This window comes from Kitasatospora viridis (assembly GCF_007829815.1).
GTDB lineage: Bacteria > Actinomycetota > Actinomycetes > Streptomycetales > Streptomycetaceae > Kitasatospora > Kitasatospora viridis.
This window is the reverse complement of the sequence record NZ_VIWT01000006.1, coordinates 313,883-340,294: the sequence shown is the minus strand read 5'-3', so window position 1 is coordinate 340,294 and position 26,412 is coordinate 313,883. Positions and strand designations below refer to the sequence as shown.

The window sequence follows — 26,412 nt, the reverse complement described above, 5'->3', positions numbered from 1 at the left end:
TCAGCCCCCGAGCAGCGCCGGGTCGCGCAGCAGCTCCTCCACCTCCCGCACGTCGGCGGCCATCTCCAGGCCGCGGAACAGCTCCAGCGCGCCCGCCAGGCAGGTCCTGGCCCGGTCGGCGTGCCCGATCCGGCCGAGCGCCCGCCCGAGCACGCGCAGCAGGCCGCCCTCCAGCACGCCGCCCATCTGACGGGCCCTCGGCAGTGCCGCCTCGGTCGTCCGGACGCAGGCCGTCGGCTGGCCGGCCGCCAGCTGGACGTGGGCGATCAGGCTGCGGGTGGCCACCTCGAAGCCCGTCATGCCGAAGGACCGGAAGCGCTCCAGCACCTGCTCCGCGGCGCGCTCGGCGGGCCCGAGGTCGCCGCACAGGTAGCGGACCCGGGCGAGGTAGTACTGCCCGACCGCGGACGAGATGGAGGAGATCTGGCGGCCGGTCAGCTCCACGCAGCGCGCCGCCGCCTCCCCGGCCGGCCCGGTCCGCCCGCACTGCGCGTAGTTGAACGCGAGCTCGCCCAGCGCGAGGCCCTCGGCGGTCTCGTCCCGCAGCCGGTGGAACAGGCCGACGGCCTCCTCCAGCGGCTCGATCGCCTCTTCGAAGCGGCTCAGCGCGCGGGCGTTCGCGCCGAGCAGTTGCAGCACGTTGGCCCGCAGCCGCAGCTGGGCGCCGTCGCACAGCGGCAGGCAGCGGGCGAGTTCGGCGCCGGCCCCGGCCCAGTCGTTGGCGTGCCAGAGCATGCTGCCGCGCACCGAGCGGGCCAGCGCCTCGGCCGGGCGGTCGGCCCGGGCCGGCGCGACCTCGGCGACCTGTCCGGCCAGCTCGGCCACCGTGGTCAGGTAGCCGCGGCCGAACAGGATCGAGCCCATCTTGTCCACCAGGTCGGCGGCCTGGGCCAGCGGCAGGCCCGCGTCCTGGCAGGCCCGGCGGACCACCGCCCGGTGCAGCCCGGTCTGCGCCCGCATCCAGGCGCTGGCGGCCTCGACGGTCTCGAAGTCCCGGCCCGGCGAGGTCGTGCCGACCGTGATCAGGCTGCGCCGGTCGCGGTCCACCGAGTGCGCGCGCTCCTCCGCGTTGCGGGCGGTGGCCAGGCAGAAGTCGAGCAGCCGGGCGAACGCCGCGCCGACCGCCGCGGCGTCGTCCTCCCGGCGGCCGCGGTCCCGGGCGAACTCCCTGAGCAGGTCGTGGAAGCCGTAGCGGTCGGCCGCCCGGGACTCCAGCAGGTTGAGGTCGGCCAGGCCCTCCAGCAGTTCCCGGGCCCGGGCCGGCGCGCAGCCGAGCAGCGCGGCCGCCGCCGACAGGTCGAGGTCGGCGGTGTCGGGCAGCGCGAGCAGCCGGAACGCGCGTGCCTGGGCGCTGCCGAGCTGGGCGTAGGAGAGCGCGAAGACCGCCGCCACCGCGCTGTCCGCCCAGACCAGCTCGGTCATCGCGCGCTGCCGGTCGGCCAGCCGGGCCGCCAGCTCGGCCAGCGGCAGCCCGGGGTCCGCAGCCAGCCGGGAGGCGGCGATCCGCACCGCGAGCGGCAGCAGGCCGCAGGCGGCGACCAGGGCGGCGGCCGCCTCGGGTTCGGCCTCGACCCGCCGCCGGCCGACGATCCGGCCGAGCAGTTCCACGGCCGAGGCGGGGTCGAGCGGTTCGAGGTGCAGGTGGTCGGCGGCGGGCAGGCCGGTCAGCCAGGCCCGGCTGGTGACCAGCACGGCGCAGGTCTCGGCGCCCGGCAGCAGCGGCCGCACCTGCTCGGCCGTCGCCGCGTTGTCCAGCAGGATCAGCAGCCGACGGCCCGTCACCGTGGTGCGGTAGAGCGCGGCGCGCTCCACCGGGTCCTGCGGGACGGCCCGCTCCTCGACACCGAGTGCGGTCAGGAAGTCGCCGAGCACCCGGACCGGGTCGAGCGGCTCGGGCTCGGCCCCGCGCAGGTCGACGTGCAGTTGTCCGTCGGGGAAGCCGTCGCGCAGCCGGTGGGCGGCGTGCACCGCGAGCGCGGTCTTGCCGACGCCGCCGATCCCGTTGACCGCGGAGATCACCACGGTTCCCGGGTCGGGCCGGGAGAGCCGGTCGACCAGCTGCGCCACCGTGGTGTCGCGGCCGGTGAAGTCGGCGGCGGCGGGCGGCAGCTGACGCGGCACCGGGGCCGGCGCGGGCCGGTCGGCGCCCGGCCCGCCGGCCCGGGCGAGTGACGGGTCCGCCCGGCGGATCCGGGCCGCCAGCTCGTCCAGCCCGGTGCAGCTCAGGCCCTCGGCGCGGTAGAAGGCCCGGGCGTCGGCGTGCACCGCGCCGGCCATGGCCGGCTGGCCGGTCAGCTGGTACTCCAGCATCAGCAGCGAGCGGAACCGCTCCCGGTAGGGGTTGGCGAACACCGCCTGGTCGAGCTCGACCAGGCAGTGCGGGTTGTCGCCGAGTTCGACGTCGATGGCGAGCTTGGCCTCCAGCGCGTCGAGCCGCCGTTCCACCAGGTGCCGGCGCAGGTCGGCGGCGTGCGGGCCGGGCAGGCCGGCCAGCGGCTCGCCCCGGTGCAGCGCGAGCGCCCGGTCCAGCAGCTCCCGGGCCCGGGCCGGTTCGCCGGCCGCGCGCGCCTGGTCGGCGGTCGCGGTGAGCCGGTCGAACTCCACCTGGTCCACGGCCTGCGGCGGGACGTCGAGGCGGTAGCCGCCGCCGGCCGTGACCAGCAGGTGCGCGGCCGAGTACTGCTTCAGCTCGGCGCGCAGCCGGTAGGCGTGGGTGGCCAGCAGGGTCTTCGGCTTGCCGGGCGGGTCGCCCTCCTCGAAGATCCCGTCGGCGAGCTGGGCGGCCGTCAGGGAACGGCCGCGGTTGGCCAGCAGCATGGCGAGGAAGGCCTGCTGCTGCTTGCGGCCCAGGGCCAGGCACTGCCCGTCGTGCCAGGCCGCGAGCGGTCCGAGCAGCTGGAAGCTGAGTCCGGCGGCGGTCGCGGGCGCCGCCGGGTGGACCGGCGGCGCGGCGGTGGCGGGGCCCACGGGTGGGGCCGCGAGTACCGTCATGAGGTCTCCCCCCGGGAGTGCGGGTGGGTCAGCAGCCGGTCGGCGGGGGCAGCACGATGTACGGGCTCTCGGTGGAGTCCGGGGTCGCGAGTGCGCCGAACGACTGGCCGCTGACGTAGCTCACGCCGGGCTGGCGCTGCCAGAGCGTCATGTCGCAGGTGTCGGTGATCAGCACGTCGCCGTTGCGCCAGACGGTCAGGCGGGCGTGCGGGTGCCCGGCGGTGCCGCTCTCCCAGCACAGGCCGCCGCTCGCGTTCAGCACCACCAGGTCGCCGTCGCTGCGCATGACCGCCTTGGTCCCGCAGCCGACCGTGCCGGACGCCCAGGTCGCGTACTCCCGGGTGAAGTCGCCGCCGGGCGCGTAGTAGGTGACCAGGTTGCCGTCCGTCTGCATGATCAGCCGGGCGACGCCGTACTGGCCCTGGTTGTCGATGTGCGAGCCGTCGTTGGCCAGCGTCGCGTCGTCCCAGATGCTGGAGGTCGCCGGGCAGGTGGCGGCCTGGGCGGCGGTGGCGGACAGCGCCAGGCACGCCCCGGTCAGCACGGCGGCCGCCGCTTTGGCGAGCCGGCCGAGGCGGGTGGCGGTTCCGGTGGTCATTCGGGTCTTCCTCTCCACTGCGGGCCCGGGCGTCGGCCTTCGACGGCCCTCGGGCTTGGCCGGTCGTCAGTGCTCGACGACCGGCAGGCAGGGAGTCTGTTCGGTCACGTTTAACATCCGATAAATGCCACCGGCGCGGGCCCGGAATCAGCCGTCGGTGCCCGCCACCAGCGCGGCGATCCGCCAGCCCGGTCGGCGCAGCAGCCGGTCGGCGGCCGCCCGGAGCCGGCGCGGCAGGTGCCCGCAGTGGCTGGTGAGCGCGCTCACGGCGGCCGGCTCCTCGGCGGCCCGGCCCGGGCCGAGCACCCGCTCGATCAGCGCCGCCGACTCGGCCTCGCTCAGCGGGGCGAGCCGCAGCGCGAGCGAGGCGTCCAGCCGGGCGAGGCACCGGTCGCCGACGGCGGTGACCAGGGCGGCGCAGCCCGGCACCCCGGGCAGCAGCGGGCGGGCCTGCCCGGCGTCGGCGGCGCCGTCCACCAGGACCAGCACGCGGCGGCCGGCCAGCAGCCGGCGGAACAGCGCCCGGCGGTCGGCGAGCCCGTCGGGCACCGCGGCGCACTCGACGCCCAGCGCCCGCAGCGCGCCGGCGAGCGCGTCGGCCGGGTCCACCGGCCCGTCGCCGTCGCCCTGGAGGTCGACGTGGAGCTGGCCGTCCGGGTAGTCCGGGCGCAGCCGGTGGGCGGCGTGGGTGGCCAGCGCGGTCTTGCCGACCCCGGCCGGGCCGGTGAGCACCACGGTGGGTGCGGCGTCGGGCCGCGGGCTGCGCAGGGTCTCGACGACCGCCGCCAGTTCGTCCGGGCGGCCGGTGAAGTCCGCGAGGTCGGCGGGCAGTTGGAAGGGCCGCAGGACGGGGCGCAGCGGCGTGCGGTCGGTCCACGGCAGCCGGTCGGCGGGTGCGGGCGCGGTGGGGTCGAGCCGGTGGCGGGCGAGTGCGAGCAGCGCGGCGGGGTGCTGCCGGCCGGGCTGCTCGCGCACCAGGTCGGCGAGTTCGGGCAGCAGTTCGGCGGCGTCCCGGCCGAGTTCGAGGTCGAGTTCCAGCCGGGCGAGCCGGGCCTGGTCGCGCCGGCCGGCCAGCACCCGGCGCTCGTGCTCGGCGTACGGGCCGGGCACGTTCTCCAGCGCCGGGCCGGTCCACAGGGCGAGGGCCTCGGCCAGTTCGGCCCGGGCGCGCTCGGGCTGGTGGTTGCGGCGGGCGGTGGCGGCGCGCTCCAGCGCGGCGAGGAAGGCGGTGCGGTCGACGGCCGCCGGGTCGATGTCGAGCTGGTAGCCCTGGGCGACGCGCCGCAGGATGTCCGGGCCGAGCGGTTCGAGCAGTTTGCGCAGCCGGTACACGTTGCCGGGCAGGGCCTTCGCCCGGTCCGGCGCGTCGTCGGGCTCCTCGCCCCAGACCCCTTCGATGATCCGGTCGGTCGGCACCGGCCGACCTGCCTCGGCGAGCAGGACGGCGAGCACGGCACGGTCCTGGGCCCGATTGGCCCTCAGCTCCCCTCCGCCGTCGCCGGGCTGGATCACCAGCGGTCCGAGCACCTGGAATCGCATGCCGCCTCCCCTGGTCCCGGTCCGGTCGTCCCGGTCCGGTCTGACGTCGGTCGCAGAGTCTAGGGGGTGCCCCGGAGGTGCGGCGGCGGGGCGTGTCGATCGGGTGTTGAACGGCGCTCCCTACGGTCCAGCACCGCGAGGACGGCGGGCATCCGGTCCGGCCGTCGGCACTTCGAGGAGGAACACGTGGCGACCCGCGCGCTCGGCGTCGACGACCAGAGCTGGCCGTACTGCGCCGACACGGGGTGGTGAGCGGCGCCGCCGCTCGACACCGCCTCAGCTGTTCCACCGTCAGCCCGGTCGCCCGTCCGTCCCTGTCCTGGGCGACCATGTACCCCGGGGGGTATTCACTTGAACCAGTCACACCGCTCCGACCGCCCGGCCGCGAGCCGCCGCGCCCGCCGCGTGCTCGCCGCCCTGACCGCCTTCACCGCCACCGCGACCCTGTACTCGGGCCTGGCCGGCGCGGCCCAGGCCGCCCCCGGCCCGACGGCCCGGCCCACGGACCGTCAGCTCTGCACCGCCCCCGCCCACGCCGGCGGACCGGTCTGCCAGGCCGTGGCGCACGAGCTGCACGCCCCGGGCGTCAGCCGGGCGAAGGCCCTGGCCGACGCCGCCTCGATCACGGGCTACACGCCCGCCGACCTCCAGGCCGCCTACGGCGTGACCGCGCTGGCCGGCGGCACCGGCGGCCAGGGCCAGACCGTGGCGATCACCGACCAGGGCGGCGACGCCCAGCTGGAGTCCGACCTGGCCGCCTACCGCCAGCAGTTCAACCTGCCGGCCTGCACCACCCAGAACGGCTGCTTCAGCAAGCTCAACGAGTCCGGCCAGCAGGGCAACTACCCGGCGGAGAACACCGCCTGGGAGGGCGAGCAGGCGCTGGACGTGGAGATGGTCTCCGCGCTCTGCCCGAACTGCCGGATCGTGGTGGTGGAGACCGACCGCACCGACGGCCAGACGGCGGCCGTCAACTCCGGTGCCAAGTTCATCTCCAACAGCTGGGGTTCCGGCCAGCTGCCCGCGAGCGACTACGACCACCCGGGCGTGCTCAACTTCGCGGCCGCCGGCGACGGCGGCACCGCCACCAGCTACCCGGCCGCGTTCGCCTCGGTGATCGCGGTCGGCGGCACCAGCCTCACCCGCGACGGCTCGGCCCGCGGCTGGCACGAGAGCGTCTGGTCGGGCTCCGGCGGCGGCTGCACCAACGAGGCCAAGCCCGCCTGGCAGCACGACGCGCTGTGCACCACCCGCACCGAGAACGACATCTCCGCCGAGGCCGACCCGGGCACCGGCACCGCCTTCTACAACCAGGGCTCCTGGTGCGCCTGCACCATGGGCGGCACCAGCGCGGCCACCCCGATCGTGGCCGCCATCGCCGCCCTCGCCGGGACCCCGGCGGCCAACGCCGTCGGCGCCCAGGCGCTCTACGCGGACAGCTCCAGCGCCTTCAACGACGTGACCACCGGCAGCAACGGCTCCTGCGGCGCGGTCTGCACGGCCGGCCCCGGCTACGACTCGCCGTCGGGCCTCGGCACGCCCAACGGCGCGGCGCCGTTCGGCGCCCAGAAGATCCGGGTGCTCGCCAACCCGGCCAGCGGCCTGGTCGCCGACGCGCAGTCCTCCGGCACCGCCAACGGCACCAAGGTCCAGGCCTGGTCGCCGAACGGCAGCAACGCCCAGCGCTGGATCATGAACTACCTGGCCGACGGCAACTTCTGGCTGGCCCCGGCGAACGCGCCCGCCTCGGCGCTGGACGCCAACAACTGGGCCGGCAGCACGGTCGACGGCACCACGCACTTCACCCAGCTGTGGAGCTACGGCGGTGGCGGCAACCAGGAGTGGAAGTTCGTCTCCTTCCCGAACAACCTGTGGGAGGTCGTCAACGGCGCCGACCAGGGCTGCCTGACCGAGGTCGCCCAGGGCACCACCCTGACCGACTCCCCCTGCACCGGCAGCGGCGCCCAGCTCTGGGCGGTCAACCAGCAGTAGCCGCAGCCCCGTTCGAACCACCCGCCCCGGGGCACCGCGCCCCGGGGCGGGTTCGGCGTGCGCGCCGCGCCGGTCAGGCCGTGCGGCTCTCGGCCTGCTGGAGCAGCGCCGCCACCGCCGCGGCCTCCGGCACCCCGAGGCGGCGGAACACCGCCAGCGCCTCGCGCAGGTGCCCGAGGCCCTCGGTGGGGCGGCCGAGTGCGGCCAGCGCCTGGCCGAGCACGCGGTGGGCCAGGCCCTGGCAGTAGGCCTTGCCCAGCTCCACGGCCAGCTCCAGGGACTGCTCGGCGCAGGCCACCGCGTCCTGCTGGTCGCCCTGGTCGAGCCGGCACTCGGCCAGCCGGACCAGGCAGAGCGCCTGCCAGTCGCGCTGCTGCTGCTCGCGGAAGTGGCCGAGCGCCTCGCGCAGCCCGCTGACGGCGAGCGCGGTGCGCCCGGTGGGCCGCAGGATGCAGCCGTACTGGTAGAGCACCTTGGAGAGGTCGCCGGGGTGCGAGCCGATCCGGGCCAGTCGCACCGCCTCGTCGATCGTCGCGGCGGCCTCGACGGGCTGCTCCAGGGCCAGTTGCACCCGGGCGAGGGCGGCCAGGATCCGGGACCGGCTGCCCGGGTCGCCGGTGTGCTCGCAGAGCTCCTCGGCCTGGCGCAGCAGCCGCAGCGCGCCCGCCGGGCGGCCGGTGGCGTAGTGCAGGATGCCCAGGGTGGTGGCGGCCAGTTGGCGGCAGACGGTGTCCCCGGCCTGCTCGGCCAGGGCGAGGCCGAGGCGCAGCTCCTCCTCGGCGGGCGGGTAGGCGTCGGTCATGTAGTGCAGGGCGCCGGAGACGTAGCGGGCCCGGGCCTGGCTGCCGGGCGTCCCGGTGCGCTCTGCGGCCGCGACGGCCAGTTCGACCAGCCGGCGGAACTCCCGCCGGTGCGCCGGGCCTTCGGAGAGGCCGAACCAGAGCAGCAGCAGGTCGACGGCGACCGGCACGGCGGCGGGCCGGGCCAGGGCCTGCTCGGTGGTGGCGGCGATCAGCGCGTGCTCGGTGCGCAGCCACTGCCGGGCGCCGTCGCGGTCGGCGAACGGCAGGCCCGGGGCGTCGGCGGCGCGCAGGCTGGCGTGCAGGCCGTGCCCGGGCTCCAGCAGGCGGGAGGCGTTGCGGACGGTGGCCAGCAGGTGGTGCGCCAGGCGCGCGACGGCCTCGGCCTCCTGGGTTTCGCCCGCCTCCCCGGGTGCGGTCCGGCGGCGGGCGTAGAGCTTGAGCAGGTCGTGGAACCGGTAGCGGGCGCGCCCGTGCGCCTCCAGCAGGCCCGCGTCGACCAGCTCCTCGGCGACGGACTCGGCACGGTCCGGGTCGGCGTCGAGCACGGCGGCGGCCGCGTCCAGCGGCAGGTCCGGGGCGTCGGGCACGGCGAGCAGCCGGAACGCGCGGGCCTGGCCGGCGGCGAGCGCCGTGTAGCCGAGTTCGAAGGTGGCCGACACCGCGAGCTCGCCGGCCCGCAGTTCGTCCAGCCGGCGCCGGGCGTCGGCGAGCCGGGTCAGCAGGGCGGCGAGCGACAGGGCCGGGCGGGCGGTCAATCGGGCCGCCACGATCCGCAGGGCCAGCGGGAGTTGCCCGCAGACCACGGCCAACTCCTGGGCCGCCGCACGGTCCTGCTCGATCCGCTCGGGCCCGACGGCCGCGCCGAGCAGCTCCAGCGACTCCGGCGTGCTCAACGGCTCCAGCTCGAACTGCCGGGCGCCGGGCGGCAGCACGGTGCGCGAGCGGGTGGTGACCAGCACCGCGCAGCCGGGCCCGCCGGGCAGCAGCAGGCGGACCTGCTCGGTGTCGTGGGCGTTGTCGAGCACCACCAGCACCCGCCGGTCGGCCAGCAGCGTGCGGTAGTGGACGGCGCGCTGCTCCTCGTCCTCCGGGATCGACTCCGGCGGGGTGCCGAGGGCCTGGAGGAAGTGCGCCAGCACGGTGCCGGCCGCGGTGGGGGCCGGTCCGGCGCCGCGCAGGTCGGCGTAGAGCCGGCCGTCCGGGAAGCGGGCGCGCAGCAGGTGGCCGGCCCGGACCGCGAGGGCGGTCTTGCCGACCCCGCCGATCCCGGACAGCACGCAGATCGCCATCGCCGCCCGCTCGGGCCGCTCGGGCCGTTCCAGGGCGCCGACGACCTGCTGGAGCAGCTCGACCCGACCGCTGAAGTCGGGTACGTCCGGCGGCAGTTGCTGCGGTGCGGGCGGGGCGGCCGGCCGGACCGTGATGGCGGCGGGGGCGGCGGGCCGGGCGAGCGCGGGGTCGGCGGCCAGGATCCGGGCCTGCAACCGGCGCAGCTCCTCCCCCGGTTCGACGCCGAGCTCCCGGGCCAGCCGGCGCCGGGTGTCGGCGAAGACGGCGAGGGCTTCGGCCTGCCGGCCGCACCGGTACTGGGCGAGCATCAGCTGGGCGGCTGGCCGTTCGCGCAGCGGGTGTTCGGCCAGCAGCGCGGCGAGCTCGCCGACCACCTCGGCGTGCCGGCCCAGTTCCAGGGCGCTGTCGACCAGGTCCTCCCGGGCGGTGAGCCGCAGCACGGCCAGCCGGTCGCGCTCGCGCCGGGCGTGCGGTCCGGGCACGCCGCTGAGCGCCTGGCCGCCGTGCCAGAGCCCGAGGGCCCGGGTGAGCCGGGCGTGGGCCTGCTGCGGTTCGCCGTCGCGCCGGGCCCCGGCGGCCAGCCGCAACTCGCGCTCGAAGTCGTGCCGGTCCTGGGTGCTCGGCGGCAGGCGCAGCCGGTAGCCGTCCCCGACCGAGATCAGCAGGGTGCCGGCGGTGCGCGGCGGGCGGTCCGGTTCGAGCATCGCGCGCAGCCGGAAGGCGTACTGGCGCAGCACCGCGACCGCGCGGGCCGGCGCCGGTTCGTCCCAGACCGCGGCCACCAGGTCGCGGGCGGGCACCGGTGCGTCGGCGCGGTGCAGCAGCACCGCCAGCACCGCCTGCTGCTGCGGCGAGCCGAGGGCCAGCCGCCGCTCGGCCTGCCGGCCCTCCAGCGGTCCGAGCAGCCGGAAGCGGAACCCGTCGTCCGCCACTTCCCCCGCGTGCAACGGTTCATGACTGTCCGTCATGTCTCCCTCTCGCCCGACCGGTCCTCCCCCGGGACCACGATCCCGCCGGTCCCCACCGACGGCGCGGCAACCCTACCCGCTCCGGCCCGGCCGCTCGCCCGGCCGGGCGGCCGCGGCGGCGTTCATTCGTTGTTGATCGGTCCCCCCGACAATGGCGGCGTCCGAGCAACACCGACCGCAGGAGGAACAGCGCCATGACCGACAGTCAGCCCACCGTGCCCGACACCGACCCGTCCGAGACCGGGGCCCCGGTCCAGCCGGGCCCGGGCACGGTGCGCCCCATGCACACCATGGTCCCGGAGGGCGAGCCGGTGGACGGGGGCCCGCAGAGCTGACCCGCAGTCACCGGCCGGGCCCGCGCGCCGCAGAGCGCGGGCCCGGCCGGTCCCGCGGGCCGAACGGTACGGAGGAGGGGCATGGCAACCGCCGAGGGGACGACCACGGCCGCGCTGCGCGAGGGCGCCCACGGCCGGCCGGTCGTCCGGGTCCAGCTGGCCCTGGTCCACGAGGGCTACGGCGCCTGGCTCGGCCCGGCCGGCGCGGACGGCGAGTTCGGGCCCCGCACCGCCTGGGCGGTGCGCGCCTTCCAGCGAGACCGGGGAACGGCCGTGGACGGCCTGGTCGGCCCGGTCACCCTCGCCCGCCTGGGCCTCGGCCTGGACCTGGACCGCTGAGCGCGGCCCTCGCCGCCCTACTGCCCGGCGACCGGCAGCAGCCCGCGCTCCGCGAACACCTTCTTCGCCACGAAGGTCGCGTTGAGCGCCCTGGGGAAGCCGCAGTAGCCGGCCGAGTGCAGCAGCGCCTCGACGATCTCCGTCGGCGTCAGGCCGACGTTGAGAGCGGTGTTGACGTGCACCTCCAGCTGGGGTTCGCAGCCGCCGAGCGCCGTCAGCATGCCGAGCGTGACCAGCTGGCGGTCCCGGGGGGCGAGCTCGGGCCGGCTGTAGATCTCGCCGAACCCCCAGGCCACCACCTGGTGGCCGAGCTCCGGGGAGATGTCGGCCAGCGCGGTGAGCACCGTCCCGCCGACGGCGGGGTTGATCTCGTCGAGCACCTTCATGCCGCGCTCGAACTGCTCCTGGCGCGCCTGCTCCCCCGTGTTCCCAGCAGCCATCGGTACTCCGTTCCGCCTGCCCGTTCGAGCGGCTCTCTCATCTGCGTCCAGCTTGCCGGACCGGCCGATCGCGCCTGGTGAGGCGCGCTCGGTGATCACGGGACGACGATATGAGTTAGAGCGCACTCCAACACAAGCCACGGTCCGTCAGCCTCCCGCCGCGCCCTGGGCCCGGCGCAGCCGGCGGCGGACGTGAGGGGGCGTCAGCAGCTCCTGGTCGGCGAGCAGGTCGAGGAAGGCGGCGGTGACGGGGTCGGGCGCGGTGCGGGTGTAGCCGGTCAGCGGGCGCTCGATCCGGGGCTCGGGGCGCAGCACGGCGCCGCCGTAGTGCGGCGGGACGGTGTTGGCCGGCACCAGGGTGGGGCCCAGGCCGCCGGCCGCGTAGTTGACCGCGGCGGGCGCCTGTTCGGTGCGCACCGCGACCCGGGGGCGGAAGCCGGCCGCCGCGCAGGCCTGGTCGAGCAGGTCGGCCAGGCCGCTGTCCGGGGTGAAGTGCACCCACTCGCGCTCCGCCAGGTCGGCCAGCCGGATCCGGGGCGCGCCGGCGGCAGCGGGGTCGTCGGCGCTGGTGACCACCAGGAACTCCTCGGTGCCGAGGTGGCGCACCGGCCCCTCCCAGCCCGGTGGCGGCGGCCCGACGGCGAGGTCGGCCTGACCGGCCGCCATGGCCGCCGCGAGCTCCTCGGTGCGGCGGTGCTCGAACAGCCGCACCCGCACGCCCGGATGGCTCCGGCGCCAGCTGCCGAGGGCCGCGGGCAGCAGGCCGTAGCTGATCGAGTAGAGGGTGGCGAGCTGGAGTTCGCCGGTGGCCAGGCCGGCGGCCCGGCGGGCGGCGGCGCTGGCCCGCTCGGCCTCGGCGACGGCGGCGCGGGCGTGCGGCAGCATGGCCCGCCCGGCCGGGGTGGGGCGCACGCCGCGGGACAGGCGTTCCAGCAGCGGGGCGCCGATCTCCCGTTCCAGGGCCTGGAACTGGTGGGAGAGGCCGGGCTGGGTGAGGTGCAGGAGCTCGGCGGCGCGGGTGAACGAGCCCTCGTCCACGATCGCCACCAGGTATTCGAGCTGTCGGAGCGTCGGCATGCCGCCAGCTTAGGGCGTCGGCATGCGTCCAGCTTATGGGTTCGATAGGGAACAGTCCTTGGACGCATGGCAGGCCCGGCCCGCAGGATGGGGCCGTGCCCGGCGGGGCGCGACCGATCCCCGCCCGGACTCCCCCGATCAGCAGAGAAGCAACGAAGCAAGGAGCTCCCCATGTCGAACGACCCCACCCCGAACACGCCCGGTGCCGGTGTCCTCGCGGTCTTCCGGGCCGCCCCGCACGCCACCGAGCAGGACTTCGCGAAGGTGATCGACGCCGAGCTGGCCCGGGCCGCGGAGCTGGTCGAGCAGGGCGTGATCGTGCACGGCTACCACCGCGCGGACCTGGTCGGCGCGGCGCTGGTGCTGGACGCCGCGACGGTCGGTGCCGCCCAGGCGATCATCGCGACCTTCCCGGCCGTCGCGGCCGGCCTGATCGAGACCGAGTCGGTCATCCCGCTGGTTCCGCTCGCCCTGCCGCAGGATTGACGGACCGTCAGCACACCGCCGGGCGGCCGCGATCGTCGGCCGCCCGGCCCCGGAACCCGGAGCGACCACCATGACCCATCCGCCCGACCCGCCGGCGCCGGTGCTCGACCCGGCCGCCCGCGCGCTCGCCGACCAGTCGGCGGCCGGCCCCGATCCGCGCGGGCTGCCGCTCTCCCAGCTGCGCGCCCGGCTGGACCTGAGCCAGTCGGGCCCGGCCGAGCGCCCCGACGCCCGGATCGAGGACCTCCGCCTGCCCGGGCCCGACGGCCCGGTCCGGATCCGGCTGCTCCGGCCGCCCACCACGGGCCCGGAACCGCTGCCGGTGATCCTCTACCTGCACGGCGGCGGCTGGATCGCCGGCGGCGTGGTCAGCCACGACCGGCTGGTGCGGGAACTCGCGGTGCGGGTGGCCGCGGCCGTGGTCTTCGTGGACTACGACCTGGCGCCGGAGGCGCCCTACCCCGCCGCGCTGCGGCAGGCCCACGCCGCGGCCCGCTGGGTCGCCGCCCACGGTCCGGCCCACGGGCTGGACCCGACCCGGACGGCGGTGGCCGGGGACAGCGCGGGCGGCAACCTGGCCACCGCGCTGACCCTGCTGGCCAAGGAGCGCGGCGAGACCCCGTTGCGCCACCAGGTGCTGATCCACCCGCCGTTGTCCGCCGACTGCGACACGCCCTCCTACCGGCAGTTCGCCCGGGGGTACTTCCAGAGCGCCGACTACCTGAGCTGGCTCTGGCAGCAGTACGTGCCGGATCCGGCCCTGCGCACCGAGCCGACCGCGGCCCCGCTCAACGCCGCGCCGCACCAGCTCGCCGGCCTGCCGCCGGCCCTGGTGATCACCGCCGAGGCAGACCCGGTGCGCGACGAGGCGGAGGAGTACGCCGCCCGGCTCAGCGCGGCAGGCGTGCCGGTGCGCCGGGTGCGCTACCCGGGCACGATCCACGGCTTCCTCGTCCTCGACGCCCTGCGCACCACCGGCGCCGCCCGCGCCGCGCTCGACCTGGTCGCCTCGACCCTGCGCCAGGCACTCCACCCACCACGGGAGAACCGGTGACCGCGAAGAACGCCCCGAACGCCGCCATCACCGTCGGCAACATCGCGCTCTCCTTCCACCGCGCCGCCGCTGCCGTCACCCGCCGGGTGCTGGAGGCCCACGGCCACCGGGTGGAGGGCGTCGAGGCCCCGCACGAGCAGCTCTTCCGGCTGCAGGCCGAAGGCCGGCTGGACGTGCTGGTCTCGGCCTGGCTGCCGGCCAGTCACCAGGCCTACCTGGCGCCCTACCGCGACCGGGCCGAGGTGCTGACGCCGCACTACCACCCGTACTGCGTCTGGGCGGTGCCGCCGTACGTGCCGGCCGGGGCGGTGCGCGAGGTGGCCGACCTGGCCCGGCCCGAGGTGGCGGCCCGGATGACCCGCGCGATCGACGGCATCAACCCGGGCGCCGGCATCAGCCGGTTCTCGGCCCGGATGGTCGCCGCCTACGGGCTCGACCGGGCCGGCTACACCTTCACGCCCGGCACCGAGGCCGGCTTCCTGGCCCGGGTCGAGCAGGGCCTGGCCGACCGCGAGTGGTTCGTCGTCCCGCTGTGGCGCCCGCAGTACCTCAACCGCCGGCACGGCCTGCGCGCGCTCTCCGAGCCGCTGGGCCTGCTGGGCGGGGTGGACGCCGCCTCGCCGGTGGTCCACCGGACGGCCCTGGAGCGCCTCCACCCCGCGGCACTGGCCCGGCTCGACGCCCTGCACCTGGGCAACGACGGCGTCGAGGAGCTCGACGCCTGGATCAACGCCGACGGCCTCACCCCACTGGCAGCCGCCGACCGCTACCTGGCCGCACACCCCGATCTGCTCCACTGACCCCTTCCAACACACCGCACTTGACGATCCATCAGGAGGACCCCGTGAACCCGCCGACCACCATGCCCGCCGTCGCCTACCGCACCAGCCTGCCGATCGAGGACCCCGCGAGCCTGGCGGACCTCGAACTGCCCGTCCCCGCGCCCGGCCCGCACGACCTACTGATCCGGGTGGAGGCGGTGGCCGTCAACCCGGTGGACTACAAGGTCCGACAGAACGCCGACCCGGGCGGCGAGCCCCGGGTGCTCGGCTGGGACGCCGCCGGCACCGTCGTCGCGGTCGGCGAGCAGGTCCGGCTGTTCGCGGTCGGCGACCAGGTCTACTACGCCGGCGCGTTGGACCGTCCCGGCACCAACTCCCGCTTCCAGGCGGTGGACGAGCGCCTGGTCGGCCCGAAGCCGGCCGGCCTGTCCTGGGCCGGGGCCGCCGCCCTGCCGCTGACCTCGCTCACCGCCTGGGAGGGCCTGTTCGAGCGCCTGGGCCTGCGCCCGGACGCCCCGGACCAGCACGGCACCCTGCTGGTCACCGCCGCCGCCGGCGGGGTCGGCGCGATCACCGTCCAGCTCGCCCGCGCGCTGACCGGCCTGACCGTGATCGGCACCGCCTCCCGCCCGGAGACCGCCGAGTTCGCCCGCCGGATGGGCGCGCACCACGTGATCGACCACCGGCGGCCGCTGGTACCGCAGTTGGCCGAGCTGGCGCCCGAGGGCGTGGACCACGTCTTCAGCACCACCGGCACCGACCGCAACCTGGCCGCCTACGCCGAGGTGCTCAAGCCGTTCGGCCGGATCGTCGCGATCGACGACTTCGACTCGCTGCCGCTGGGCCTGCTCAAGCCGAAGAGCATCTCGTTCCACTGGGAGTTCATGTTCACCCGCTCGATGTTCCGCACCCCGGACCAGGCCGAGCAGCACCGGATCCTGTCCGAGGTCGCCCGCCTGGTCGAGGCCGGCCGGATCACCAGCACCGCGACCCGCGACCTCGGACCGGTCGACGCCGCCAACCTCCGCGCGGCGCACCGCCTGCTGGAGTCCGGCAGGGCGATCGGCAAGACCACGCTGACCGGGTTCCGGGAGGGCACCGGCGCCTGACCGGTCAGCCGAGGAACTCCTCGATGGCCGCGGCGATCTCGGCCGCATGGGTCTCCAGGGCGAAGTGGCCGGTGTCGAGCAGCCGCACCACGGCCCCGGGCAGGTCCCGGGTGAACGCCTCGGCACCGGCCGGCAGGAAGAACGGGTCGTTGCGGCCCCAGACCGCGAGCAGCGGCGGCTGGTGCCGGCGGAAGTACTCCTGGAACCGCGGGTAGAGCGCGAGGTTGGTGCGGTAGTCGCCGAGCAGGTCGAGCTGCACCTCGTCGGCTCCGGGCCGGGCCAGGTAGGCGTTGTCCAGGGTGCTGCCGTCCGGCGAGACGGCGGTCGGGTCGGGCGTGCCCTCGGTGTACTGCCAGCGGGTGGTCTCCGGCGCCAGGAAGGCGCGCAGCGCCTCGCGGTTGGCCGGTGAACGGTCCTGCCAGTAGGCGCGGATCGGGTTCCAGCCCTCGCTCAGGCCCTCCTCGTAGGCGTTGCCGTTCTGCGAGACGATCGCGGTGATCCGCTCCGGGTGCCTGGCCGCGATCCGGAACCCGGTGGGTGCGCCGTAGTCGAAGACGTAGAGCGCGAACCGGTCCAGGCCGATCACCTCGGTGAACCGGTCGATGGTGTCCGCGAGGCGCTCGAAGGTGTAGTCGAAGGCCTCGCGCGGCGGCATCTCGGACTGGCCGAAGCCGGGCAGGTCGGGCGCCACCAGGTGGAAGCGGCCGGCCAGCAGCGGGATGAGGTCGCGGAACATGTGTCCGGCGCTCGGGAAGCCGTGCAGCAGGAGCAGGGTCGGGGCGTCGGCGGGGCCGGCCTCGCGGTAGAAGACCCGCAGGCCGTCGACGTCCACCGAGCGGTAGGCGAGGGAAGTCATGGTGTTCCTCCAGGGAGACAAGTAACCTGATAGATAGAGCTTTGACAGTTACGAGGAGCGGACGACCTCCAGTACGACCTCCGCCACCACACCCGGGGCGGTGAGCAGCGGCATGTGGTCGACCTGCGCGGACACCTGACGGGCCGCCATCCGGTCGGCCATGAAGCGCTGGGTCGCGGGAGCGATCATCCGGTCCCGCTCCGCCACCAGGAACCAGCTCGGCAGGTCCCGCCAGCGCGGCCGGCCCACCTCGGTGGTGATGCAGGACAGCGCGATCGGCCGCTGCACCGCCGCCAGCACGCCCTGCTCCGCCGCGGTGGCCCCGGGCGCGAACGCTGCCGCGAAGGCCGGCTCCGGCAGCCAGATCAGACCGTCGGGGCCCGGCTCCAGCGCGGGCGCCGCAGGGTGGGGCGCGGCGCGCCCGAAGACGGCGGCGACCGTCTCGCCCTCGTCCGGCGCGAGCGCGGCGACGTACACCAGGGCCCGCACCCGAGGGTCCTCGACCTGGGCGATCACGGCACCGGCGTACGCGTGGCCGACCAGCACCACCGGCCCCTCGACCCGCCCGAGCGTCCGCTCCAGCGCGGCCAGGTCCTCGGCCGGGGAGGTCAGCGGCAACTGCGCGGCCAGCACCCGCACCCCGGCCCCGCGCAGCGGGCCGATCACCTTCCGCCAGCTGGAGCCGTCGGCCCAGGCGCCGTGCACCAGCAGCACCGTCGCGTCGTTCGGGGACATCACCGTTCCTTCCGTCGAGGTCGCCGCGAGGCCCGCATAACCGCCTTGGCGCCAGTTATGAGGTTAGGAAGGTGGTTTGTAACTTGTCAAGGGCAGTTGGTGCGGTTACGCTTCAGGGCGAGCAGAGACCACTGACGGGAGCGTGTTCCGTGTCCGACCACCGGCCGCCGGCCATCTTTGTCGCCGACGCCCTCGGCCTGGACTTCCTGAACTCGATCGCCACCCCGGCGACCACCACGATCGACTGGCTCGCCGACGGGGAGGGACTGCTGGCCTGGCTGGAGCAGGCCGCCCTGGTGCCGCCCGAGGTGCTGGCGCGCCTGCGCGAGCAGGCGATGCCGGGGGAACTGGACCGCGTCGCCGCCCAGGCGCGCGACCTCCGCGAGTGGTTCCGGGCCTTCGTGCGGCACGCCGGGGGCCGGGCGCTGCGCGCCGCGGACGCGGACGATCTCCAGCCGCTCAACCAACTACTGGCCCGCGACGAGCAGTTCGTGCGACTGTCGGCCACCGCCGGAACGGCCGGGGGCGGCCTGGAGCTGCGCACCGAACGCCGCTGGCGCGCCCCGGAGTCACTGCTCCTGCCGATCGGGCAGGCGCTGGCCGCGCTCCTCGCCGAGGAGGACTTCAGCCAGGTGAAGGCGTGCCAGGGCCCGTCCTGCACACTGCTGTTCGCGGACCACACCCGGGGCCGCGCCCGCCGCTGGTGCAGCATGGCGCTCTGCGGCAACCGGGCCAAGCAGGAGGCCTTCCGCAACCGCGCCAAGTCCGCGCACTGACGGATCGCGGAGCACTGGCGGACCGCCACGCGCTGACGGGCTGCCGCGCCCTGACGGACTGGCGCCCGGGCGGCCCGGGAACGACCAGGCGCCGCCCGGTCAGTGCCGCCCGGCGACCAGGTCCGCGACCCGGGCCACCGGCGAGGTGGTGGCCCGTCCGGACCGCTCCTGCCGGTCGGCGAAGTGGTAGGCCGCGTACATGCCGTGCACGCCCAGCCAGCGCAGCGGCTCCGGCTCCCACTTGCGCACCGCGTGGCCGACCCACGGCAGCGCGGTCAGCTCGGTGGGCGCGCCCAGCACCAGGTCGCGCAGGGTGCGGGCGGCGAGGTTGGTGGTGGTCACGCCGCTGCCGACGTAACCGCCCGCCCAGCCCAGGCCGCTGCCCGGGTCGAGCGCGACGGTCGAGCACCAGTCGCGCGGCACGCCCAGCACCCCCGACCAGGCCCGCTCGATCGTGACGCCGCGGGCGGCCGGGAAAAACCGGGTGAGGATCCCGGTCAGCTGCTCGACCGTGCGCGCCGCCGTGTCGCCGTCGTGGTCGGTCCGGGAGCCGAAGCGGTAGGGCACGCCGCGCCCGCCCAGCGCGATCCGGCCGTCGGCGGTGCGCTGGGCGTACATGTAGGCGTGGGCGAAGTCGCCGAGGGTCTGACGGTCCGTCCAGCCGACGGACTCCCAGAAGGAGTCGGGCAGCGGCGCGGTGACGATCATCGAGGAGTTCATCGGCAGCCAGCTGCGCCGCTCGCCGGGCAGCCGGGCCGTGAACCCCTCGGTGCAGCGCAGCACGTAGCGCGCCGAGACGGTGCCGCGCGCGGTGACGGCACGGGCGGGGGCCGCGCCCCGGGCCGGGTGGATCGCGGTGACGGTGGTGCCCTCGTGGATCCGCACGCCGAGCCGCTCGACGGCGGCGGCCAGGCCGCGGACCAGCTTCGCCGGGTGCAGGGCGGCGCCGTGCGGTGTCCAACTCCCGCCCAGCGCACCGGCTACGGCGATCCGCGCGGAGGCCTCGGCGGCGCTCAGCCGCAGCACCTCCGGCTGGCCGTAGGCGTGCTCCTCGGCCACGAAGGCGTCCAGCCGGGCCAGTTGGGCCGGGGTCCGGGCCACCTCCAGCACGCCGCCCTTGACCTGGTCGGCGTCGATGCCCTCGGCGGCGCAGACCGCCAGCACCTCGTCCACCGAGGCGTTCATCGCCTGCTGCATGGCCAGGGCACGCGGCCGGCCGTAGCGCCGGGCGAAGACCGAGCGGCCGGCGAAGCCGTTGTAGAGCCAGCCGCCGTTGCGCCCGGAGGCGCCGTAGCCGCAGAACTTCTGTTCCAGCACCGCGATCCGCAGCGCCGGGTCGGCCTGCTTGAGGTAGTAGGCCGTCCACAGGCCCGTGAAGCCGCCGCCGACCACGGCGACGTCAACCTCGGCGGGCCCGTCCAGCGCGGCCCGCGACCCGGCGGGCGCACCGGGCACCGGCTCGGCCAGTCCGATGTCGGAGCACCAGTAGGAGACACCGCCGTTGACGGTGGCGGACGTGGCCACGTGAGACCTGCTTCCCTCGGCTGTCGGGTGCGAGCACGCTATCCGGGCCCGCCACCGGCGACAACGCACAGAGTGTCAGGACAGCCGACCCGGCCCCGACACACCGTCAACCGGTGGCGCAGCAGGGCTTCCCCGGTCAGGCCGGCGGCGCGTCCATCGACTCCACCGCCTTGACCAGGGGAGCCAGCTCCGGGTTGCCGGCGGCCTCGTCGAGGGCCTCGCGCAGGGCGGCGTCGTTGGTCGGCCGGGCCTCGCCGAGGAGCTTCAGACCGGCGGCACTGACATCGGTGTAGATGCCGCGGCGGTCGGTCGGGCACAGGTAGCGGGCGAGCAGGCCGCGGTCCTCCAGGCGGGTGACCAGCCGGGTGGTGGCGCTCTGGCTGAGCACGACCGCGTCGGCCACCTGCTTCATCTGCAGGTGGCCGCCCTCGCCGTCGTGCTGGCGGCTGAGCACGTCGAGCAGCGAGTACTCGCGCACGCTCAGGTCGTGCCCGGACTGCAGGGCCCGCTCGACGTGCGCCTCGATCCTGCCGTGCAGCAGGGAGAGGGCTGCCCATCCGTTGGCCAGGGCGGTCAGCGCGGGGTCGGTGGCGGTCATCGGTCCGGGGCTCCTTCCGGTTCCGGGTGCGTCAGGCGTCCAGGATAAGCCCCACCCGAAATTGCCAGCATTTGCCGATATGCCGCGTGTGCAATTATTGTCGAAGCTCGTAAGACGCACTAGCAACGGAAGGTTCGCGAGCCATGCCTCTCGCACTCCTCGCCCTGGCCATCGGGGCCTTCGGCATCGGCACCACCGAGTTCGTGGTCATGGGCCTGCTGCCGCAGATCGCCGGCGACTACGGCGTGTCCATCCCCACAGCGGGACTCCTCGTCACCGGCTACGCCATCGGCGTCGTCCTCGGCGCGCCGCTGATGACGGTGCTCGGCACCCGGATCAACCGCCGGACCATGCTGATGGTGCTGATGGGCCTGTTCACCCTCGGCAACCTGCTGTCCGCCCTCGCGCCGAGCTTCGGCGTGATGCTCGCCGGCCGGATCGTCGCCTCGCTCGCCCACGGCGCCTTCTTCGGCATCGGCTCGGTGGTCGCGGCCGACCTGGTCGCGCCGAACAAGAAGGCCGGCGCGATCGCCACCATGTTCACCGGCCTGACCGTCGCCAACATCGTCGGCGTGCCGCTGGGCACCTACATCGGCCAGGCCGTCGGCTGGCGCGCCACCTTCGCCGGCGTCGCCGCGCTCGGCGTGGTCGGCCTGCTGGGCATCGCCAAGCTGGTGCCGGCGCTCCCCCGGCCGGCGGGCACCCGGCTGCGCCGGGAGCTGGCCGCCTTCCGCAACGTCCAGGTCATCCTGGCGATGGCCATGACGGTGCTCGGCTTCGGCGGCGTGTTCGCCGCGATCACCTACATCGCCCCGATGATGACCCACGTCGCCGGCTACTCGGAGGGTGCGGTCACCGGGCTGCTGGTGCTGTTCGGCATCGGGATGTTCCTCGGCAACCTGCTCGGCGGCAGGTTCGCCGACCGCCGGCTGATGCCGATGCTGTACGCCTCGCTCGGCGGGCTGGCCGTGGTGCTGGCGCTGTTCACCGTCACCGCGCACAGCAAGCCGCTGGCCGCCGTGACCATCCTGCTGGTGGGCGCGCTCGGCTTCGCCACCGTGCCGCCGCTGCAGAAGCGCGTGCTCGACCAGGCGCACGGCGCGCCCACCCTGGCCTCCGCCATGAACATCGGCGCCTTCAACCTCGGCAACGCGCTGGCCGCCTGGCTCGGCGGCACGGTGATCTCCGCCGGCCTCGGCTACACCGCCCCGAACTGGGTGGGCGCCGCTCTCGCCACCGCGGCCCTGCTGCTCGCCCTGCTCTCGGCCGCGCTGGAGCGCCGCGACCGGCACACCGGGCCGGTCGGCGCGGAATCCGCCGGGGCCGAGCCGCGCGTCCCGGTCCGGCACTGAGCCGCACCCCTCCAACCACCTACCGCAAGGAGCTTCCCCATGACCGCCACCGCCCCGCTGACCACCGCCGAGGCCGAGACCCTGCTCGCCACCGCCCGCGCCGCCGCCGAGGCGGCCGGGGTCGCGGTCAGCGTCACCGTGCTGGACGCCGGCGGGCACCTGCTGGCCTTCCGCCGCGACGACCGGGCGGTGCTGATCTCCGGCGAGACCAGCACCCGCAAGGCCTACACCGCCCTCCAGTTGGACGCCCCGACCGCCGACCTGGTCGACCTGGTCAAGCCCGACGGCCCGTTCCACTCCCTGCCGACCGCCCTGGACCGGCCGCTGCTCTTCATCGCCGGCGGCATCCCGGTGCGCCGCGCGGGCCGGCTGGTCGGCGCCATCGGCGTCGGCGGCGGCGCCCCGGACCAGGACCACTCGTTCGCCGCCGCCGCGCTGCGCGAGCTCGAACAGACCGTCGGCCGCTGAACGAGTAAATCCGCTGTGGTCGGCTACTGCGCGGGCGGACCGAAGTCCCCCTGCCGCCAGACGACGTCGAGTGCGACCTTCCGGAATCGCCAGCCGGCCGGGGTACGGACCGCGACGCCGGCCGGCACGCCGCCGGCGAGGAACTGCTCACCGACCGGGATGCCGACGGTCCGTCAGCCCGCCGCCGGCCCCAGCGTCCGGACGGCCACCGCCAGCCGGCGGGCCGCCTCGGCGAGGTCGGCGGGTTCGGCCGCCGCGGCGAAGCCGAGGCGCAGGTGCCCGGCGGTCGGCTCGGCCGGGAAGTACTGCCGGCCGAGGTTGACGGCCACCCGGTGGGCCGTCGCCGCCTCCGCGACGGCCGCCTCGGTGTGGCCGGGCGGTAGCCGCAGCCACAGGTGCAGGCCGCCCTCCGGCACCCGGGCGAGCGTCCAGTCCGGCAGTTCCCGGGCCAGCGCGTCGGCCAGCACGGCGCAGCGGTGCTGGAGCGCGGTGGCCAGGGCGCGCAGGTGGCGGTCCCAGGCCGGGGTGCTGAGCAGTTCGACCGCGGCCTCCTGGAGCGGGCGGGCGATGAAGAAGTCGTCGACCCGCCGCATGCCGAGCAGTCTGGCCATCACCGGCCCGCGGGCGACGAGCGCGCCGATCCGCAGGCTGGGCGAGCCGGGTTTGGTCAGCGAGGTGAGGTGGACGACGGTGCCGTCGCGGTCGTCGGCGACCAGCGGGCGCGGCGCCGGGCGGCCGTGGCCGAGGTGGCGGGCGAAGTCGTCCTCGATCAGGAAGGCCCCGGCGGCCCGGGCCACCGCCACGACCTGCCCGCGCCGTTCGGGGCTGAGCACGGTGCCGGTGGGGTTGTGGAAGGTCGGCTGGCAGTAGAGCAGCCGGGCGCCGGTCATGGCGAAGGCGTCGGCGAGCAGGTCGGGGCGCAGGCCGTGGCCGTCGATCGGGACGGGCACCGGGTGCAGGCCGGCCGCGCGGGCGGCGGCGAGCGCGCCCGGGTAGGTCGGGGACTCGACCAGGACGGGGCTGCCAGGCGGGGCGACGGCGCGGAACAGCATGGACAGCGCGCCCTGGCCGCCGCCGGTGACCAGCACGTCCTCGGGTCCGATCCCGCCGCCGACCTGGCGGGCGAAGATCGTGCGCAGGGTGGACAGGCCGGCGGCGGGGGCGCGGTGCCAGGCGTCGGGGCGGCGGGCGGCCCGGGCCAGGGCGGCGCCGAGCGGCCGGGTGGGCTGGAGGTTCTCGTGCAGGTAGCCGCCGGAGAGCGTGATGGCGTCGGGCGGCAGCGGGGCGCCTGACTGTTCGTCGGGCCGGTCCGGGAGCGGGTCGCGGCCGGCCAGGGCGACGGCCTGCCAGGAGGTGTCCGGCTCACCCGCGGCGGCGTGCGGTCGGCGGGCGGCGACGTAGGTGCCGCTCCCGGGGCGGGTGACGACGGCGCCCTCGGCAGCCAGCAGCGCGATCGCGCGGGAGACGGTGACGGGGCCGACGCCGTGACGGGCGATCAGGTCGCGGCTGCTGGGCAGCCGTTCGCCCGGTCCGAGCCGGGCGATCTCGGCCCGGAGGATCGCCACCACGGTCTCGATACTGCTACTGTCGGACATGAGGAATCATGATAGCGCTTTCGCCTCCAGCTCGGAACCGCTCTTCACCGCCGAGCCTGCCGAGCCCGCCGAGCCCGTCGAGGCTGCCGATCCCGTCGAGGCAGTCCAGCCCGTCGAGGCCGCCGGGACACCGGAGTTCGACCTCGCCGCCCTGCGGGCCGACACCCCGGGCTGCGAGCAGGTGGTCCACTTCAACAACGCCGGCTGCGGCCTGATGGCCCGTCCGGTGCTCCAGGCCACGCTCGACCACCTCCAGTTGGAGGCCGCCATCGGCGGCTACGAGGCGCACGCCGCCCGCAGCGTCGAAATCGCCGACTTCCACGCCTCGATCGCCGAACTGCTGGGCGCCCGCCCGCGCAACATCGCCTTCGCCGGCAGCGCCACCCACGCCTACACCAAGGCGCTGTCCGCGATCGACTTCCACCCCGGGGACGTCATCCTGACCACCCGCAACGACTTCGTCTCCAACCAGATCGCCTTCCTCGCCCTGCGCAAGCGACACGGCGTCAGGATCGTGCACGCCCCCGACCACCCGGACGGCAGCGGCGTGGACGTGGCCGCCATGGCCGCGCTGATGCGGGCGCACCGCCCGCGGCTGGTCGCCGCCACCCACGTGCCCACAAACTCCGGCCTGGTCCAGCCGGTCGCCGAGATCGGCCGGCACTGCCGCGAGCTCGACCTGCTCTACCTGGTGGACGCCTGCCAGTCGGTCGGCCAGTACCCGGTCGACGTCGAGGAGATCGGCTGCGACCTGCTCACCGCCACCTGCCGCAAGTTCCTGCGCGGGCCGCGCGGTTCGGGCTTCCTCTTCGTCTCCGACCGGGTGCTGGAGGCCGGTTACGAGCCGCTGCACATCGACATGCACGGCGCGCGCTGGGTGGCCCCCGGCTACTACCGGCCGGTGGACACGGCGGCCCGGTTCGAGGAGTGGGAGTTCCCCTACGCCACCGTGCTCGGCTGCGCCGCGGCCGTCCGGTACGCGCTGCGGGTCGGCCCGGCGGCGGTGGCCCGGCGCACCCCGGCGCTGGCCGCCCGGCTGCGCGAGCGGCTGCGCGAGGTCCCCGGGGTCCGGACGTTGGACGGCGGCGCCGCGCCGGCCGCGCTGGTCACCTGCACCATCGAGGGCTGGCAGGCCCGGCCGTTCAAGGCCGCGCTGGACGAGCGCCGGATCAACTCCGCGCTCAGCTTCCGGGAGTTCGCCCAGTTCGACTTCGCCGACAAGGAGGTGGACTGGTGCCTGCGGCTGTCGCCGCACTACTACAACACCGAGGACGAGGTCGACACGGTGGCCGGCGCCGTCGCCGAGCTCGCGCGGAGCGCCCGATGACCCAGCTCTCCCCCGCACCCGCGGTCAGCACCCCGTCCTCCCCGAGCCTGTGGGGCAACGGCGACTTCCTGCGCTTCTGGCTGGGTGAGACGGTCTCGCTGCTCGGCACCCAGGTGACCAACCTGGCGTTGCCGCTCACCGCCATCAACGCCTTCGGCGCCACCGACGAGCAGGTCGGCCTGCTGCGCTTCCTCCAACTGGTCCCCTACCTGGGCCTGGCCCTGCTGATCGGCACCTGGGCCGACCGGCACCGCCGACGCCCCGTCATGCTCGGCGCCAACCTGGTCCGGCTGGTGCTGATCGGGCTGGTGCCGGTGCTCTACGGGCTGCACGCGCTCGACCTGCCGGTGCTGATGGCGATCGCCTGCGCGGTCGGCATCGCCTCGGTGGCGTTCGACGTGAGCTGGATGTCCTTCGTGCCGGTGCTGGTCAGCGGCCCGGAGCGGTACGTGGAGGCCAGTGCCCGGATGGGCGCGAGCTCCTCGGCCGCCGACGTCGCCGGGCCCGGGCTGGCCGGTGTGCTGGTCTCCGCGCTCGGCCCGCCGGTGGCACTGGTCGTCGACGCCTGCTCCTACGCCGTCTCGGTCCTCTCCCTGCTGCTGATCCGCACGCCCGAGGCGCGCCCGGAGCCGGCCGCGCGGCGGCACCTGTGGCGCGAACTGGCGGACGGGCTGGGCTGGGTGATGCGGGACCGGGTGCTGCGGGCGCTCGCGCTGATCGGCTTCTGCTGCAACTTCTCGATGATCACGGTGTGGACGATGTTCCTGCTCTACGGGACCCACGACCTGCACCTCGGCTCGGCGACCCTGGGCACGGTCTTCGCCCTCGCCTCGATCGGCGGGCTGATCGGCTCGCTGATCGCGCGCCGGGTCATCGCGCGGTTCCCGCTCGGCCGGGTCTACCTGGTCGGCCAGAGCGCCCTGCTGCTCGGGCCGGCCCTGCTCCCGCTGGCCGGCGGGCCGCGCGCGTTGATGGTCGCCGTCTTCGTGTTCTCCTTCTTCACCACCTACCTGGGCCTCGGCGTGGCGGGGGTGATCATCGTGAGCCTGCGTCAGGCCGTGACACCGCAGTCGATGATGGGCCGGATGACCGCCGCCTTCCGCACCCTGCTGTTCGGCGGCGGCTCGCTGGGCGGCCTGTCGGCCGGGCTGCTCACCGCCCACCTCGGCGGGCGGGGCGCGCTGACCGTGGCGGCCGCCGGCTCGGCGCTCGTGGTGGTCGCCCTGGTGCTCTCCCCGGTGGTCCGGCTGCGCACCCTGCCGTCCGGGCCGCGGCAGCCGGCGGCGGCCGGCTGAGCCGGGCGGGTCCGGGCCCGTCGGGGGGTCCGGACCCGCCGTGAGGTGGTGCGTACCGGAAGAGGGTGGAGAGTGGCCAGCCT

General features: G+C 75.6%; 23 protein-coding genes. 12 read left to right on the top strand and 11 right to left on the bottom strand.

Annotated features, from left to right (window positions below; genetic code table 11):
• The 3 genes from FHX73_RS47450 to FHX73_RS40600 form a co-directional block, all read right to left on the bottom strand.
• A complete protein-coding gene (locus FHX73_RS47450; RefSeq protein ID WP_145911097.1) occupies positions 1-2,991 on the bottom strand; it encodes an AfsR/SARP family transcriptional regulator in 2,991 nt (996 codons plus the stop codon).
• Between the two features lie 28 nt (positions 2,992-3,019).
• A complete protein-coding gene (locus FHX73_RS40605; RefSeq protein WP_145911096.1) occupies positions 3,020-3,589 on the bottom strand; it encodes a hypothetical protein in 570 nt (189 codons plus the stop codon).
• Positions 3,590-3,736: 147 nt separating this feature from the next.
• Positions 3,737-5,128, bottom strand: a complete 1,392-nt coding sequence (locus FHX73_RS40600) for an AfsR/SARP family transcriptional regulator (protein ID WP_145911095.1) — start codon at positions 5,126-5,128, stop codon at positions 3,737-3,739.
• A gap of 351 nt (positions 5,129-5,479) precedes the next feature.
• Between FHX73_RS40600 and FHX73_RS40595 the strand changes: the two genes are divergently transcribed.
• Positions 5,480-7,120, top strand: a complete 1,641-nt coding sequence (locus FHX73_RS40595) for an RICIN domain-containing protein (protein ID WP_145911094.1) — start codon at positions 5,480-5,482, stop codon at positions 7,118-7,120.
• A gap of 73 nt (positions 7,121-7,193) precedes the next feature.
• Here the strand turns inward: FHX73_RS40595 and FHX73_RS40590 are convergent, their stop codons facing one another.
• Positions 7,194-10,181, bottom strand: coding sequence for an AfsR/SARP family transcriptional regulator (locus FHX73_RS40590; protein ID WP_145911093.1), 2,988 nt, complete (start codon positions 10,179-10,181; stop codon positions 7,194-7,196).
• Positions 10,182-10,375: 194 nt separating this feature from the next.
• Between FHX73_RS40590 and FHX73_RS45330 the strand changes: the two genes are divergently transcribed.
• On the top strand, positions 10,376-10,516 hold the full coding sequence (locus tag FHX73_RS45330; RefSeq protein WP_170305305.1) for a hypothetical protein: 141 nt from the start codon (positions 10,376-10,378) through the stop codon (positions 10,514-10,516).
• A gap of 81 nt (positions 10,517-10,597) precedes the next feature.
• Complete coding sequence (locus tag FHX73_RS40585) at positions 10,598-10,855, top strand: peptidoglycan-binding domain-containing protein (protein WP_145911092.1); 258 nt, start codon at positions 10,598-10,600, stop codon at positions 10,853-10,855.
• Between the two features lie 17 nt (positions 10,856-10,872).
• Here FHX73_RS40585 and FHX73_RS40580 read toward each other — a convergent pair whose 3' ends face one another.
• Positions 10,873-11,295 (bottom strand): carboxymuconolactone decarboxylase family protein, encoded by a 423-nt coding sequence (locus FHX73_RS40580; protein WP_145911091.1) that lies wholly within the window; start codon positions 11,293-11,295, stop codon positions 10,873-10,875.
• A 147-nt stretch (positions 11,296-11,442) separates the two neighbouring features.
• Positions 11,443-12,372 (bottom strand): LysR family transcriptional regulator, encoded by a 930-nt coding sequence (locus FHX73_RS40575; RefSeq protein ID WP_145911090.1) that lies wholly within the window; start codon positions 12,370-12,372, stop codon positions 11,443-11,445.
• A 171-nt stretch (positions 12,373-12,543) separates the two neighbouring features.
• Between FHX73_RS40575 and FHX73_RS40570 the strand changes: the two genes are divergently transcribed.
• The 4 genes from FHX73_RS40570 to FHX73_RS40555 all read left to right on the top strand — a co-directional run bounded on the left by FHX73_RS40570 (position 12,544) and on the right by FHX73_RS40555 (position 15,803).
• Positions 12,544-12,858: a YciI family protein gene (locus tag FHX73_RS40570; RefSeq protein ID WP_170305304.1), complete on the top strand. Its 315-nt coding sequence runs from the start codon at positions 12,544-12,546 to the stop codon at positions 12,856-12,858.
• Between the two features lie 70 nt (positions 12,859-12,928).
• On the top strand, positions 12,929-13,912 hold the full coding sequence (locus FHX73_RS40565; protein ID WP_145911088.1) for an alpha/beta hydrolase: 984 nt from the start codon (positions 12,929-12,931) through the stop codon (positions 13,910-13,912).
• Positions 13,909-14,712 (top strand): glycine betaine ABC transporter substrate-binding protein, encoded by an 804-nt coding sequence (locus FHX73_RS40560; protein WP_145911087.1) that lies wholly within the window; start codon positions 13,909-13,911, stop codon positions 14,710-14,712. The genes FHX73_RS40565 and FHX73_RS40560 overlap by 4 nt, the downstream gene beginning before the upstream one ends.
• 62 nt (positions 14,713-14,774) lie before the next feature.
• Complete coding sequence (locus tag FHX73_RS40555) at positions 14,775-15,803, top strand: zinc-binding alcohol dehydrogenase family protein (RefSeq protein WP_145911344.1); 1,029 nt, start codon at positions 14,775-14,777, stop codon at positions 15,801-15,803.
• 4 nt (positions 15,804-15,807) lie between these two features.
• Here the strand turns inward: FHX73_RS40555 and FHX73_RS40550 are convergent, their stop codons facing one another.
• Both FHX73_RS40550 and FHX73_RS40545 read right to left on the bottom strand, forming a co-directional pair.
• Positions 15,808-16,659, bottom strand: a complete 852-nt coding sequence (locus FHX73_RS40550; protein ID WP_145911086.1) for an alpha/beta fold hydrolase — start codon at positions 16,657-16,659, stop codon at positions 15,808-15,810.
• Between the two features lie 48 nt (positions 16,660-16,707).
• Positions 16,708-17,394 (bottom strand): alpha/beta hydrolase, encoded by a 687-nt coding sequence (locus tag FHX73_RS40545; RefSeq protein ID WP_145911085.1) that lies wholly within the window; start codon positions 17,392-17,394, stop codon positions 16,708-16,710.
• A 149-nt stretch (positions 17,395-17,543) separates the two neighbouring features.
• Here FHX73_RS40545 and FHX73_RS40540 point away from each other — a divergent pair, with 149 nt between their 5' ends.
• Complete coding sequence (locus FHX73_RS40540; protein ID WP_145911084.1) at positions 17,544-18,170, top strand: CGNR zinc finger domain-containing protein; 627 nt, start codon at positions 17,544-17,546, stop codon at positions 18,168-18,170.
• A 99-nt stretch (positions 18,171-18,269) separates the two neighbouring features.
• Here the strand turns inward: FHX73_RS40540 and FHX73_RS40535 are convergent, their stop codons facing one another.
• Positions 18,270-19,694 carry an NAD(P)/FAD-dependent oxidoreductase gene (locus FHX73_RS40535; protein ID WP_145911083.1) on the bottom strand — a complete coding sequence of 475 codons (1,425 nt, stop codon included), beginning with the start codon at positions 19,692-19,694 and terminating at the stop codon, positions 18,270-18,272.
• Positions 19,695-19,830: 136 nt separating this feature from the next.
• On the bottom strand, positions 19,831-20,292 hold the full coding sequence (locus tag FHX73_RS40530; protein WP_145911082.1) for a MarR family winged helix-turn-helix transcriptional regulator: 462 nt from the start codon (positions 20,290-20,292) through the stop codon (positions 19,831-19,833).
• Positions 20,293-20,435: 143 nt separating this feature from the next.
• Here FHX73_RS40530 and FHX73_RS40525 point away from each other — a divergent pair, with 143 nt between their 5' ends.
• Both FHX73_RS40525 and FHX73_RS40520 read left to right on the top strand, forming a co-directional pair.
• Entirely contained in the window at positions 20,436-21,644 is a 1,209-nt protein-coding gene (locus FHX73_RS40525) for an MFS transporter (protein WP_145911081.1), read from the top strand.
• A gap of 39 nt (positions 21,645-21,683) precedes the next feature.
• Positions 21,684-22,112: a GlcG/HbpS family heme-binding protein gene (locus tag FHX73_RS40520; protein WP_145911080.1), complete on the top strand. Its 429-nt coding sequence runs from the start codon at positions 21,684-21,686 to the stop codon at positions 22,110-22,112.
• A 173-nt stretch (positions 22,113-22,285) separates the two neighbouring features.
• Here the strand turns inward: FHX73_RS40520 and FHX73_RS40515 are convergent, their stop codons facing one another.
• Positions 22,286-23,707: an aminotransferase-like domain-containing protein gene (locus tag FHX73_RS40515; protein WP_145911079.1), complete on the bottom strand. Its 1,422-nt coding sequence runs from the start codon at positions 23,705-23,707 to the stop codon at positions 22,286-22,288.
• Between FHX73_RS40515 and FHX73_RS40510 the strand changes: the two genes are divergently transcribed.
• Entirely contained in the window at positions 23,706-25,034 is a 1,329-nt protein-coding gene (locus tag FHX73_RS40510) for an aminotransferase class V-fold PLP-dependent enzyme (RefSeq protein WP_145911078.1), read from the top strand. The two genes, FHX73_RS40515 and FHX73_RS40510, sit on opposite strands and share 2 nt — an antisense overlap.
• A complete protein-coding gene (locus FHX73_RS40505) occupies positions 25,031-26,329 on the top strand; it encodes an MFS transporter (RefSeq protein WP_145911077.1) in 1,299 nt (432 codons plus the stop codon). The genes FHX73_RS40510 and FHX73_RS40505 overlap by 4 nt, the downstream gene beginning before the upstream one ends.
• The last annotated feature ends 83 nt before the right edge of the window (positions 26,330-26,412 follow it).